The organism is Bowmanella pacifica, from assembly GCF_014645355.1.
Taxonomy (GTDB): domain Bacteria; phylum Pseudomonadota; class Gammaproteobacteria; order Enterobacterales; family Alteromonadaceae; genus Bowmanella; species Bowmanella pacifica.
Map to the genome: position 1 here is coordinate 235,895 of NZ_BMLS01000003.1, position 13,793 is coordinate 249,687.

General features: G+C 50.0%; 8 protein-coding genes. 1 reads left to right on the forward strand and 7 read right to left on the reverse strand.

Features of this window, described 5'->3' with window-relative positions; genetic code table 11:
* Window positions 1-18: 18 nt before the first annotated feature.
* From IEX02_RS11070 to smc, 6 genes are all read right to left on the reverse strand, one after another.
* Window positions 19-2,601 (reverse strand): TonB-dependent receptor plug domain-containing protein, encoded by a 2,583-nt coding sequence (locus IEX02_RS11070; protein WP_188694750.1) that lies wholly within the window; start codon window positions 2,599-2,601, stop codon window positions 19-21.
* Between the two features lie 238 nt (window positions 2,602-2,839).
* Entirely contained in the window at window positions 2,840-3,313 is a 474-nt protein-coding gene (locus tag IEX02_RS11075; RefSeq protein WP_188694751.1) for a DUF2919 family protein, read from the reverse strand.
* The gene (locus IEX02_RS11080; RefSeq protein WP_188694752.1) at window positions 3,313-3,636 is read right to left on the reverse strand and encodes a DUF3392 domain-containing protein; all 324 of its coding nucleotides are present in this window, start codon (window positions 3,634-3,636) and stop codon (window positions 3,313-3,315) included. Before IEX02_RS11080 ends, IEX02_RS11075 begins: the two co-directional genes overlap by 1 nt.
* 48 nt (window positions 3,637-3,684) lie before the next feature.
* Window positions 3,685-5,712 (reverse strand): NAD-dependent DNA ligase LigA, encoded by a 2,028-nt coding sequence (gene ligA / locus IEX02_RS11085; RefSeq protein ID WP_188694753.1) that lies wholly within the window; start codon window positions 5,710-5,712, stop codon window positions 3,685-3,687.
* A gap of 149 nt (window positions 5,713-5,861) precedes the next feature.
* Complete coding sequence (zipA, locus tag IEX02_RS11090; RefSeq protein WP_188694755.1) at window positions 5,862-7,145, reverse strand: cell division protein ZipA; 1,284 nt, start codon at window positions 7,143-7,145, stop codon at window positions 5,862-5,864.
* 9 nt (window positions 7,146-7,154) lie between these two features.
* Window positions 7,155-10,622 (reverse strand): chromosome segregation protein SMC, encoded by a 3,468-nt coding sequence (gene smc, locus IEX02_RS11095; protein ID WP_188694757.1) that lies wholly within the window; start codon window positions 10,620-10,622, stop codon window positions 7,155-7,157.
* 138 nt (window positions 10,623-10,760) lie between these two features.
* On the opposite strand from smc, the gene cysZ reads away from it, so the two are divergent.
* Entirely contained in the window at window positions 10,761-11,531 is a 771-nt protein-coding gene (gene cysZ / locus IEX02_RS11100) for a sulfate transporter CysZ (RefSeq protein WP_188694759.1), read from the forward strand.
* Here the strand turns inward: cysZ and IEX02_RS11105 are convergent.
* Window positions 11,499-13,550, reverse strand: a complete 2,052-nt coding sequence (locus tag IEX02_RS11105) for a putative bifunctional diguanylate cyclase/phosphodiesterase (RefSeq protein WP_188694762.1) — start codon at window positions 13,548-13,550, stop codon at window positions 11,499-11,501. The two genes, cysZ and IEX02_RS11105, sit on opposite strands and share 33 nt — an antisense overlap.
* Window positions 13,551-13,793 lie beyond the last annotated feature (243 nt).

Below are 13,793 nucleotides of genomic sequence, written 5' to 3' on the forward strand. Positions count from 1 at the left end.
GGCGGCGCCCACGCAAACTCAGAACTTGTAGGCCGCCTTCACATATAAATGACGGCCTCGGGGGTTGTGCACCTTAGAGACGTAACCATACAAGTCATCGTCACCATTACCTATGGCAAATGGTGGCTCTTTGTCGAACAAATTATTCACCCCAAAGGTAAAGCGCATGGGTTCGCTGGCTTGCCAGGTAAGCTGCAGATCGGTAAGTAGATGGCTATCCACCATGCGACTCTGGTTTTGATCAAAGTCCAAATTGCCATCAAAATCTATATCCGGCGTATCTTCAAATTCACCTATATAGCTAAATATCAAACTGGCACCCAAATCGCCACGATGCCAGTCTACCGTTCCCACCCAGCGGTGTTTGGGGTATTGGTATTCGCCCAAATAGTCCCGCCCGTCACGTTCAAATTTATGCATGGCGGTCCACTGTATACCAAACTTCAGATCCCCCATGTCCTGCATGTCCATAAGGTAGTTGGCAGAGACGTCAACCCCGGCCACATCCTGGCTGCTAACATTACGTAAGTTGCCATGCAGCTTTGACAGTACCCCTAAGGTCTCGCTGCCCTGAGGAGCCAAACGCTCACATAGCTGACTGTCCTGTTTATTACATTCCGCCTGATAGACATCTTCATAGAATATTTCTATCTTGTTGTCCTGGGTGATACTCCACAAATCCAAACCGGCATCAAAGCCCGAGTCATTGGCATAAAAAATCCCTATATTCCAGGATTCTGATTCTTCGGCTTTGAGATCTGCATTACCACTAAATTCCACGTTGTAATCCAGTACGCCGCAGTCCTGGCCGGTTGCCTGACATCGATAGGTATCAATAAAGAACAAAGAGGACTCAGATGGGCCCAGTCCCACCTGTGCCAGTGAGGGGGCCCTGAAGCCCTGCGCCCAGGAAGCACGCAAGGTAATATCATCGCTGAGCAGATAACGCATGGCCAACTTGGGATTAAAGGTATTACCAAAGTCGCTGTAATCGTCATAGCGTCCAGCCAGCTGCAACTCCAGTGCATCACTGAAAGGCACAGAGAACTCCACATAGGCTGCCCATTGGCTACGTTTGGCCGCCGCGGATACCGCTTCGGTACCAAAAATCAGGCCTTTTTGAAACTGCTCATCCGGGGTATCTGCGACCTGTTCTTTACGATATTCCAGGCCCGCTGCCATCATCACCGTATTTTGATTAAAATCGAATAGATCACCGCTGATGCTAAAATCAGCTGATGTAATCCTTGATTCCCCCAGGCGCACCAGGCTGGTGGTAATATCTGCAATCACGTCAGGATCATTGTAGGTACCGCCAAATGGATTATAGCGCCCGGCGTTAATTTCCCGCTGCAGATAATCCACTCGCACCCAGCCTTGGGTATGGTCGCCGGTTTGCTTGGATTCACTGCGTCCTTTTTGTACCGAAGCTTCCCACAGCCAATCATTCACTTCGCCTTTCAGACCGGCCAATAAGCGCAAGGTGTCGGATTGAATATCCCAGCGACGGTTGCCACCATCTACCGGTCGAAAACGTCCGATATCAATATCCTGTCCAAAAGGATTATTAGGGTGGGATGCCGGCACCGTTAAGCCAGCCGACTCGTCTAATGGGGTAGCAGCGCCCCCGGCGTTTGAGGTATTGTGCTGCACGGCCACTTCAACAAAGGCCTCAACATCATTGCCAAACTCATGATTCAGCAAAAAAATGGCTCCCACCCGCTCCGCTTCGGGAATGGTGATACTGGAGGGGCCATAATCGTATAAGCAAACCTGCGCACTTTGCACCAGTTGTTCTTCCGGGCAGGCAGGATCAACGGTTTTTACCCCGTCGACATAGAAATAACCAGGAAAACCACGGGAAGAGCGGAAGTCTTCCCCTCCATAAGGTGACTGGTTTGCTGTGCCAAAGCGGCCCATTTCCGCATTACTCAACTCTGAGTTGGAAAAGTAGTCAAATATAATGGACGCTCGGCTTTTACCCTGCCCGGTTCCCCATACCAGACTGACATGTTTTTCATCGTAATCACCGCCCTTGGTCTGTCCGTAGGAAGCTTCTATTTCCAATCCCTCGATATCCTGCTTAAGCACGATATTCACTACTCCGGCCACCGCATCGGAGCCATAAATTGCCGAGGCACCGTCTTTCAGGATATCAATACGTTCAATAGCCGATACCGGAATACTGTTGATATCAACAAAAGAGTTGGTAATGCCCTCAGCAAAAGCGCTGATACCGACCCGCCTGCCATTGATCAACACTAAGGTGGCATCTGGCCCCAGCCCCCGTAAGCTTACCGCGGCGGTGCCGTTAGCCGTAGAGTCCTGACTGTTATTGCGGGTTGAAAACGTCCCGGCACCGTTTACCGGTAGTCGCTCCAGCAGCTGTTGCAGGTTTTGAAAACCTGAACGTTCAATGTCTGCCCGTCCAATGGTTTGAATAGGGCTGGGGCCCTCAATATCAGTGCGTTTAATGCGCGAACCCGTTACCTGAATTTTCTCTAAATTATCGGCTGCGGTTGTCTGCTGAGCCAAAATACCAGGGCTGGTTAAGGTGGTGAGTGTAGCGATAACAGAGAGGTATAGTTTTTGCTTTTGCATAAAATTTCCTTATTGTGATTTCCACTTATTTACCTAAGTGGCATATAACTATTAGCAGTAAATCAAGGATTTACCTGCCTAAGCGGGCAATTTTTATAAACTGCAAAGGTGGAAAGCCGATGGGCTCTTATGCAAATTGCGTTAGTGCACCTATGGCGGGACCGATAAGTAGCAGGTACAACACCAGCATAGAAAACAACAAGTAGTTTTAGGCAAGAGTATAGAAAAAAGAAGCAGATCAGGGCTTACGCCAGTCCATTAGCATCAATTTGAGGGTATTACTACGTAACCAGTACATTAGCATCAGCATGTCAGCCAGCAAGGTAAGTGCCACCAACCAGGAAAATGCCCAGTGGCTGTGGTTGGCCATATGCACATGCAATAGCAAGTCGGCCAGCAATGCCAGTATTACCAGCGGCTTAACTAACCAGAAGATGCCGCGCCAGCGCTCCCTAAACCAATGACGCCAGACTACCATTAACATCACCAGCAGTGCGGGTAACCCAACCAACAGGCTGGCATAGAAATAATGCCGGTCTGGATAAAATAGCGACAGCAATAAGCCCGTATCTGGCCGGTAACTTATTGAGGCGATAAACACCAAAAATGCGCGCATCAATACCAATAAACTGGCGAACACTGCCCAATTGGGTTTAATACGCCCCTCGTTGTCGTAATGCTTGAGGGGCAATATAGCCCGGTGACGCTGCATCAGATATAACGACGCTGCTCAGCCAGATACCCCAGCAATAAAAAGCTCAGTACTATGGTCAAACCACGGTATAAACCGGGGATCATTACCAGTAAGTCTTTAATGAAAGGTGTCACGAACAAGATAAAGGCACCGTAGCCGAAGGCGCAAATCAGCACAAACACTAAGGTACGTAAAACAAAATGGTAAGGGCTGAGGAAGCTTTTGATTTGTTTGTTGGCCACATCACCATACACCACCAGAATTGTCGCCACTAAGGTCATGGCAATTTCGGCCATATAGGGCGACAACCAACGGGTCAGTTGCAACAAAATATCTTGCATATCGCTCTCTGTATTCGCTGGCGCACGGATTAGGCGCGCGCCGTTTGGTTAAACATTGTGCTGGGCAAACAGTGCCAACATCTCTTCTTCATTCATGACTCTGACGCCAAGTTCATTAGCTTTAGCCAGCTTAGAGCCGGCTTTTTCACCCGCGACCAAACAATGAGTTTTAGCCGATACACTGCCTGCCACTTTAGCCCCCAACGACTGTAGCCTGGCTTTAGCATCGTTTCTGTCCATAGCCGAAAGCGTGCCAGTAATGACAAACGTCTGACCGTCCAGGGGTAACTCAGCGGCCGCTTTAACTTGGATATCCGGCCAACTGACACCAACCTTAATTAAGTCATCAACTACCTGTTGATTGTGCGGCTCGGCAAAAAAATTGACGATATGGGTCGCCACCACTTCCCCCACATCGGGGACAAGTTGCAGTGCTTCCAGACTGGCCTGACGTAAAGCAGGTAAGTTTAGAAAATGCTGTGCCAGGTTGGCTGCGGTTGCCTCACCCACTTCACGGATCCCCAGCGAATATAAAAATCGGGGCAAGGTAGTCTGTTTGGCCTGCTCCAGGGCATTGACCAGATTGGCGGCAGATTTTTCACCCATTCGCTCCAATGAGGAAAGCTTCGCCAAATCAAGACGGAATAAGTCAGCCGGCGTATGGATCCAATCCTGGTCAACCAATTGTTCAATCAGCTTGTCACCTAATCCGTCCACATCCAGCGCTTTACGTGAGGCAAAATGTTTAAGTGCTTCTTTGCGCTGCGCAGCACATACCAGACCGCCGGTACAACGTGCCACCGCTTCAGATTCCAGTTTTTCTACCTGAGAGTCACAAATTGGACAATGTTCTGGAAACTGGATATCGCGGGCATTCTCGGGGCGTTTAGCCTGCACCACTGACACCACCTGCGGGATCACATCACCCGCGCGGCGAATAATAACGGTATCGCCAATCTTAATCCCAAGCCGTTGAATCTCGTCCTGATTATGTAAGGTCGCGTTGGAAACCGTTACCCCACCGACAAACACAGGCTTTAATCTGGCCACCGGCGTAATGGCACCGGTTCGGCCCACCTGAAATTCCACATCCAGCAGTTCGGTCATTTCTTCCTGAGCTGGAAACTTCCAGGCAATGGCCCAGCGTGGTGCTCTTGCTACAAAACCCAACTCTTGTTGAATACCAAGATCGTCAATTTTGATCACAACACCATCAATCTCGTATGCCAACGCATCGCGCTTTTGCAATATCTGCTGGTAAAAGTCGCCGCAGGCCTGACTATCTTTAACCAACCTGACCTCAGGGCACAGTGGCAAGCCCCATGCCTTTAACTGCTGTAAACGGCCATAGTGGGTATCGGCCAGCTCTTCCACCTCGTCCTCGACCAGACCGACCGAATAAGCATAAAATGTCAGCGGCCTGGAAGCGGTGATGCGAGAATCTAGCTGCCGCAAGCTCCCTGCCGCCGCATTGCGAGGATTAGCAAACAGCTTCTTTCCCTGCTCAGCCTGGGTTTGATTAAGCTTTTCAAAACCGTCACGACGCATAAATACCTCGCCACGAACCTCGAAACGGGCGGGGTAGCCCTCGCCTCTTAGGGCCAGCGGCAAATTGCCGATAGTTTTAACATTAGCCGTGATGTTCTCACCGGTACGGCCGTCACCTCGGGTGGCTCCCCTGACTAACTGACCGTTTTCATACAGCACACTTACCGCCAGACCATCGAGCTTGGGCTCACAGCAAAAGCCGGAATTTAACGGGCGCTTGAGACGATCCCCTGCACGTTTAACAAAGGCTTGAAACTCTTCGTTGTCAAACGCATTGTCCAGCGACAACATTGGTACTTCATGTTGCACTTCACCAAAAGCGGCTATGGGTTGTCCACCCACCTTCTGGCTGGGAGAGTCCGGCGTAATCAAATCTGGATGTTGTTGCTCCAGGGCTTTGAGCTCCTGCATAACCCGGTCGTATTCGGCGTCGGGTACGCTAGGATCGTCCAGTACATAGTATTGGTAGTTGTAATCGTTTAGGGTTGCCCGAAGTTCAGCCAGGCGTTGAGTAACTGGGTTGTGCATTGTCTCTCACCACAGGATCTCAGGAAGCATCAAGCCCGTGCTATCGACACAGGCTTAGTACGCGATGAACGGTGGTCTACCACCATAAACCTGCATGGGAACATCCTAAGACGGCACTACAGGTTAAAAGCCAAAAACGAACACTGGGATCAGTTCGCTTTCCTAATCATGCGTTTTCTCTCGAATTCACGAATTTTCTCTACATATTGCTGCAAACTTTGCTTAGTTAACACAGCTCTGCGGCCGTCCAGCACTTGCGCACCAAATTCGTCAGCCAGTTTTCGGGCCGCATTGTGCATCATATTAAATACCTGATGCGGGTCGCCTTCGATAGGTAGAATCATAAACAGCGACAACCCCTGGGTAGAGAAAGTTTCCAGATTATCAACATCAAACACACCGGGCTTAAACATATTCGCCAGACTAAATAGCACAGGCCCTTTGCCATTGCTGTTTACATGGCGATGGAAGATATCCTGGTCACCAAATTTAAACCCCAGCGTCAGCAAAGCCGGCAGCAAACTGGCGCCAGAGATGGGTTTGTTATCCGGCGATTTGATGTTCAGTACCAGCACTTCCTGATTAACCGGCTTAGCAGGCTGCGCTGGCGCGGCGTCAGGTTTCGCTTCCATAGCCGGCTCATCTTCAAAGTCGATACGCATCTGATCTTCACGCACTTTGTTATTACGCATCTGCGGTTCACGGCGTTTAGGCGCTTCATTCTTTTTGCCCAGCACTAAGTTGCGGGCCTGCTCAGCCAAGCCTGGTCGCTGCACCGGCGCTTGGGGTTGCTCAGCCTCTACAGGGGTATCCTGCTGTTCTTTTGACTGGACTTCAGACACTGTATCCAGCACAGGCTCCTGCCGGGTCTGAGGCTGAAGCATTGGCTCTTGCAAAGGCATTGGCTCCTGCTTTGATTCTGGCTGTGGCTGTGGCTGTGGCTGTGGCTGTGGCTGTGGCTGTGGCTGTGGCTGTGGCTGTGCAGTAGTTTGCGTTGCAGCCCCGTCTTTGCGTAGTAAAGACGCCGGCGGCTCAGGCAAAGGCGCAGCATCGCGAGGTTCTTCGCGCTTGTCATCACGTTTGTCTTGGGTACGTAGCTCGGCCTCCACAACAGGAGGAACCACAGGGGACTCAACAGATTCGTTGACCGGTTCGACGGTTTTCTTCTCGGCCGTTTTAACAACCCTAACCGGCCCTAACCCCAGCTCGTCAAAATCCTTAATCTGGGGTTCACTGCGAACGCCATCGGAAGCAAAATCAGAATCTCCCTCAAACTGCGCTTCAGACTGCTTTTGCACCTGATAATCTAAGTAAGCGGGTTTGTCCTGGCGCTTTTTATGGTTTTTCTTCCGAACTGTCCACAAACCATGAACCAGGATCGCTGCAATGGCCAGGCCACCAAAAACGAGAAAAGTCAGACGTAATTCTTCCATCTTATCTTTTTATAATTCCGCAAGTGCGACGGCTTCATCCACATCCACTGCAACCATGCGCGACACTCCAGGTTCAGCCATAGTAACACCAGTGAGATGGGTTGCCATTTCCATCGCAATCTTGTTATGAGTGATATAAATAAACTGCACCGTCTTAGACATTTCCGACACGAGTTTGCAAAAGCGTCCAACGTTCGCGTCGTCCAAGGGAGCATCCACTTCATCCAGCAAGCAAAACGGCGCCGGATTCAGCCTGAAAATAGCAAACACCAATGATAAAGCGGTCAGGGCTTTTTCTCCACCGCTAAGCAGATGAATAGTACTATTTTTCTTGCCGGGTGGCCGTGCCATGATGGTTACCCCTGTTTCGAGTAGATCATCATCGGTAAGTTCCAGATACGCGGAACCACCGCCAAATACTTTAGGAAACAACATTTTCAGGTCATCGTTTACCTTATCAAAGGTATCACGAAAGCGACCACGGGTTTCCTTGTCAATTTTTCTGATAGCGCCTTCCAGGGTTTCCAACGCGCCGGTTAAATCCTCATGTTGTTCATCCAGATGCTGTTTACGCTCAGCCTGGATATCATATTCTTCTACTGCAGCCAGGTTAACGGCTCCCAGTCTGGAAACCGAAGCCTGGGTCTTTTCTAATTCCTGCTGCCAGCTATGTTCATCCGCATCATCATCCAGGGTCTCTAACAGGGGTTTGAGAGGCTGATTCATCTCTTGCAACTGCTCCAGTACCGCGTTAGCCCGGACTCTGGCGCCTTCTGCCTCTAACCTGAGGCTTTGCTGCAACTCGCGCAATTGCGCTATCCGCTCAGTAATCCCCTGCTGTCCCTTTTGTACCTGTTCAAGCTCCGCTTGGGCGTTTTGCAATTGCACGGTTAAATCGGCTTGCTGCTCCTCCAGCAATAAACGTTGAGCCAGCAACTCCTGAAGCTGCTCGGTCTGTTCTTCTAGCGGTGATTGCCATTGCATCTGCTCTTCGGTCAACACCGCCTGGCGCTGTTCGGCACTTTGTAACGATTGCTTCAGCCTCTGGCTACTATGCTGTGCATTTTGTTGACGACTTTGCAGGCTCTGTATCTGCAACGCCATGTGGTGCACTTTGTTGCGCAGTTCATCGGCTTGTGCGCGTTGCACTGACAACTGCCGTTGCAACGCGTCCCTTTGCCGTTGGTTTTCCTGCTCACTATCGCTTTGCGAGTCCAGTTGTAATTGCAACTCCTCAAGCTCGGCGGCGAGTGTCTCTTGCTTTATCTGGTCTTCATCCAATTGCGCTTCAAGCAATGCGATTTGGCTTTGCAAACGTTGCTGTTGTTGGGCTTGCTGCTCACATTGTTGTGTCAACACCAGCTGTCGCTGCTCCAACTCTATGCATTCTCGCTCTATCTGGCGGTATGCATGCTCTGCCGCTGCCCTTTTGTCATTGTGTAAAACCAATGCCTGCTGCGCCTCTGACAGTATCTGCTCATGCTGCTCGACATCTATCATCAGAGCGTCCAACTCCAGCTGTAATCGCTGGATTTCTTTGGCTCTATCCAGCATGCCTTGTTGGCTGCTATGACTACCAATACTCACCCATCCTTGTCCAAGCCAGTGTCCCTGCTGATTTATCAAACTGCATCCAGGGGCTAATGCATCAAGTTGCGCCTCCAGCGGGCGCCCTTGGTCAGCAATCTGCACTCTTGTTAACCAATCTGGCACCCGCTCACTGGTGATTTTGGCAGCTAATGACCCCTCGGGTTTGTCTTTAGTCATAAATTGGGCCAGCAGCCAGGAGCTACCGTCAATGTCCGGGTAGCAGCCCTCTTCAATAACCTTGGCTGCCAGCCAGTCGCCCATGACCGTCTCCAGGGCTTTCTCCCATCCGGCTTCCACCTGAAGCCATTGCCAGGCTGAGACAGGCTGAGCAGGCTGGGCTGTCAACCAGGCCTGAACGGCTTCATCCCGTCCACCACTGCTGGCTTGCATGGCAGATAAGGCCGACAACTTTGCCTGCAGATGCTGTTGCTGCCCTGCCAAAGTCAATTGCCGCTGTTTATCAGATTGCAGCTTACTATCTGCATCATCTCGCGCTTGTTGGCTGTTTTCCAAATGCTGAGTGGCTTGCTCAAGGGCCGCCTTGCGCTCCTGCAGAAGCTGCGCTTGCTGGTTCGCGTCTACAGCCAGGCTGCTTTCTTGTAAATCTCTAAGCCCCTGATGCATATCGCCTAAACGCTGTTGCTCACGCTCATACAAGGTTTGTAAAGACTGAATTTGTGTCTGACGACTTTGTACTTGCTGCTTCAGACCAAATACATCCTGTTCCTGTCGCCGCCACTTATCTTGCTGATCCTGCCACTGCTGCTCGACCTCGTGCAGCACAGACTGCGCCTGATGCTGCTGTTCCACCAAGAGCGCCTGCTCGGGCTCTAAATCACTCAGGCTGGCATCGATAAGCTGCTGACTTTGTTGCTCCAGCTCCAGCTCTTGCTGTAATTGACGTATCGTCTCCTGCAGTTGAGTCAGTTCCTGCTCAATTTGCTGCTTACGCTGGCGCGCATGAATTTGGGTTTGTTCCAGTCGGGTGATCTGATTCCCTACCTGAAAATACTGCTGTTGCACATCAGATAGTTGTTGTTTGTAATCTGCCACGTTTTCCTGATAGCCAAGCATGCCTCTTTCATCACCACGTTGCCTGGCCACCACTTCTTGAATCTCACTTTCCCTAGCGGCAATAGCCTGTTCAAGCTCGCTGATTTGTTGGGAGTGTTTCAGCCAGCGAAGTGCCGCCAGCTCTGACTTAAATTTACGTTCTTTGGCCTTGAGTTCTTTATAGCGCTTTGCCGCTGCGGCCTGACGCTGGAGTTTTTCCAACTGCTGACCCAGTTCCCCTCTTACATCATTCAGCCGTTCTAAATTATCCCGGCAATGGCGAATTCGGGTTTCGGTCTCCCGTCGCCGCTCTTTATATTTAGAAATGCCGGCAGCTTCCTCAATGAAGATACGCAGTTCCTGTGGCTTAGACTCAATTAAGCGGGAGATCATCCCCTGCTCGATAATTGCGTAGCTACGCGGCCCCAAACCTGTACCTAAAAATAAGTCCGTCACATCCCGGCGGCGACATTTTGCTGTGTTGAGAAAGTAAGTGGATTGCCCATCACGGGTTACCAGACGCTTAACCGACAGCTCATTGTACTTGGCATACTCGCCCTGAATACGGCCACTGCTATTGTCAAATACCAGCTCTACACTGCATTGGGAGACAGGTTTTCTGGCCGTTGAACCGTTGAATATCACATCAGTCATTGCGTCGCCACGCAGGTTCTTAGCCGAGCTCTCGCCCAGCACCCAACGTACAGCGTCAATCACATTAGACTTACCACAGCCGTTGGGACCTACAATGGCTGTCATATCATCAGGAAAGGGAATACTGGTTGGATCCACGAAGGATTTGAATCCGGCCAGTTTGATCTTTTTTAAGCGCATGGGTCCTATTATTGTTGTAGCGTCTTGGGCGCGGTTCGACTCTACCAAAACTAAAGATGTGTAACAATTAAGGAATTCTGTCCACTGCCTATTTGCGGTAACCTACTTATCTCAAAGATAAAAGCTGCCGGGAGATTCATGCAGGGCCAACAGCCAAAAAGCGGTGTCGCTTACTTTTTCCAGGGTTTTCAACTTATCCAGACCAAAGGACTGAAACGTTTTGTGTTCATTCCTTTGATGGTCAACTTGCTACTCTTTTCCGTCGCATTCTACTTTTTATTGCAGCAAATCGACGGGGCCATTTTGTGGGTAATGGATTTGGTTCCTGAGTGGCTGTCCTGGCTGCGTGACTGGCTAAGCGTAATACTATGGCCGCTGGCGGTGGTGATTATTCTGGTCACCTTTTCGTTTATTTTCTCCAGTATAGCCAACTGGTTGGCTGCGCCCTTTAACGGATTACTAGCTGAACGTGTAGAGCAGCATTTAACCGGCCAACAATTTGATGACGGCGGATTTGCAGCAGTGCTAAAGGACGTTCCCCGTACGTTGGGAAGAGAGTGGACCAAACTGGTCTACTATATCCCCCGTGCACTGGGCTTTTTAATTATCTTCTTTTTATTACCTGTATTTGGCCAGGTAATCTGGTTTTTATTTACTGCCTGGATGATGGCGATCCAATACTGTGACTACCCTTTTGACAATCATAAGGTTCCTTTCCCAGTGATGCGTGACCAACTTGGTGAAGCAAAAGGCACGGCATTTTCTTTCGGTCTTGCTGTCACATTATTCGCCATGGTGCCCATTGTTAACTTTTTAGTCATGCCGGTGGCCATTTGTGGGGCTACAGCCATGTGGGTGGATAAATTTCGCCCTAAACTAGGCGCCAGATCCAACTTGAGCGGCCAGTAGACGTTCAAATTCAGCGGCCGGCAACGGCCGGCTGAAATGATAGCCCTGCATGATGTGACAGCCGTTTTGCTGTAAAAATGCCACCTGTTCCTGATATTCAACGCCCTGGGCCACCAATCCAATACCCAAGGTTTTAGACAGTTGAATAATCGCCTTGATAATGACCCTGTCGCCGGGCTCTTCATTCAGGTTGGTCATGTAGGAGCGATCAATTTTAAGGGTATCTACCGGCAGCACTTTAAGCTGACGCAAGGACGAATAGCCACTACCAAAATCATCCAAAGCAATACTAAAGCCAGCGGATTTTACCCACGCCAGTCGTTCCAACAGATAGTGGCCATTATCCATCAATGAACTTTCGGCAATTTCCGTTTTCACCGCACCTGGCTCCAAACCTGACGCTTTGAGCAGTTGCGACATTTGTTGGATATTTTGATGATCACAAAACTGATGCCCGGAGATATTCACCGATACTTGAATTTGCCTATCATACATCTGCTTCCATAAGCTGATATGGGCAATCGCCTGGCTCAGCACTTGCAAAAATACCTCCTGTATAAGCCCTGAACGCTCCGCCACCGATATAAACTCCGTGGCAGGAATGATACCCTTTGTGCTGTGACGCCAGCGCGCCAAACATTCCACCCCAACAAATTCGCCGGTAAGGCTATTGACCTGGGGTTGGTAATAAGGAATAAACTCCCCACGCTTCAACCCCTGCCGAATTTGCTGTTCGGTCTGTTTGTAGTTAACCAATTCCTGATTGAGGTCCTCACTGTAAAAAACAAAAGCTGATTCAGGTGATTTCTTAGCCCGGTACATAGCAATATCCGCCTGATGCAGCAATTCTTCCGCATGCTCGGTGTTCTGCGGAAACAGGCTAATCCCAATGCTCGCCCCCACTTCAACAGCCAATCCCATTATCGCAAAGGGCTCTTCCAGGCATTGAATGATCTTTTCTGCAACCCGGGATACAGCCTGAGAACCATTGGCATGGTTGATCAAGAGTACAAACTCATCTCCCCCCAATCGAGCTACCGTATCGCTGGTTCGAAGCACCGAGCAAAATCGTTCGGCCACTAATCGCAACAGAGTATCCCCTGCCTCGTGCCCCATGCTGTCATTCACTTGCTTGAATCTGTCCAAATCGAGAAACATCAGACCAAAGCCCGAGCTGTCACGCCGACACTGGTTGATTTGGTGAGGAATGAGTTGCATCAGCAAAGCCCGGTTGGGTAACCCGGTCAAGGCGTCATGATAGGCCAGCGTCCGAAGATGGCTGACGGAGCCGTCCCGACAGCCGGCATCCGAATAAACGCCGACAAAATAACAAGGGCGGCGGTATTCATCGACAATAGCGCTGAGGCGAACCTGGCACAATAAGTCATGCCCTTGCTTATTCTTATCCCAGAGTTCTCCGCTCCAAAAACCTTTTTCCATCAATTGAAGCTTGATATTTAAGAAAAATTCATCATCATGTTTATCAGAACGCAGTATACGAACATCCTCTCCCACTAACTCATTTACCGAATAGCCGGATAACTCGCAAAAGGCCGCATTGGCATACAGGATTTTCTGCTGTTTATCCGTTATCAACACCGACTCACTGGATGACGAAAAGACCTGCTGATACAACTGCAACTGCAAAGCCGCACTGGGACCAAATTGCTCCTGAAAGCCTAAACTCACATGTAAGTAGTCTTCATCAGCAAACGTCAGCCTGGTGAAATGGCACTGTGCACTTAGCCAATCCCCCTTTAGACTGCGCCACTGGCAACGACAACGCCCTCGCCCAGCCCCCACATAAGTATCAAAAAGATGCGGGTTATCTTTGTCTAATGGTTGGCAAAGCCTATCAAAGGGGATTGACTGCAGAGGCTGTTGATTCTCATAGCCCAGCGCTTCCAATAAAGCCTGATTAGCAGCAACCAAGTACCCTTGTTTTAGCAGCACCATAGGTTCACAGGAGTTGTGCATAAACTGTTGGAATGCGTGGTAACAGGAAGAATGATTCAGCATGACATCACTAGGGTTGTTATTGCCGGAACGACACAGGACGCGTAATACGCTGTACCAGACGAATCCGCCATACTCTTCATGGTATATAGTTCACAACCTCGACAATGTCATGTCCTCAGGCTTAACCGACAAATCTTAAGCGCCAAGTGCAGCGTCCCGGCTCGTGCGCCAAACCCTTGGAGAAATCTATGCCAAAACGCGCGAATAACCGAATCCGAAGGTCGAATCTTCTGGTTGAACAGA

What these genes read in the sequence shown, in the direction of transcription:
- IEX02_RS11070 (WP_188694750.1), bottom strand. Translation starts at nt 2,601, where the DNA reads ATGCAAAAGCAAAAACTATACCTCTCTGTTATCGCTACACTCACCACC.
- IEX02_RS11075 (WP_188694751.1), bottom strand. Translation starts at nt 3,313, where the DNA reads ATGCAGCGTCACCGGGCTATATTGCCCCTCAAGCATTACGACAACGAG.
- IEX02_RS11080 (WP_188694752.1), bottom strand. Translation starts at nt 3,636, where the DNA reads ATGCAAGATATTTTGTTGCAACTGACCCGTTGGTTGTCGCCCTATATG.
- ligA (WP_188694753.1), bottom strand. Translation starts at nt 5,712, where the DNA reads ATGCACAACCCAGTTACTCAACGCCTGGCTGAACTTCGGGCAACCCTA.
- zipA (WP_188694755.1), bottom strand. Translation starts at nt 7,145, where the DNA reads ATGGAAGAATTACGTCTGACTTTTCTCGTTTTTGGTGGCCTGGCCATT.
- smc (WP_188694757.1), bottom strand. Translation starts at nt 10,622, where the DNA reads ATGCGCTTAAAAAAGATCAAACTGGCCGGATTCAAATCCTTCGTGGAT.
- cysZ (WP_188694759.1), top strand. Translation starts at nt 10,761, where the DNA reads ATGCAGGGCCAACAGCCAAAAAGCGGTGTCGCTTACTTTTTCCAGGGT.
- IEX02_RS11105 (WP_188694762.1), bottom strand. Translation starts at nt 13,550, where the DNA reads ATGCTGAATCATTCTTCCTGTTACCACGCATTCCAACAGTTTATGCAC.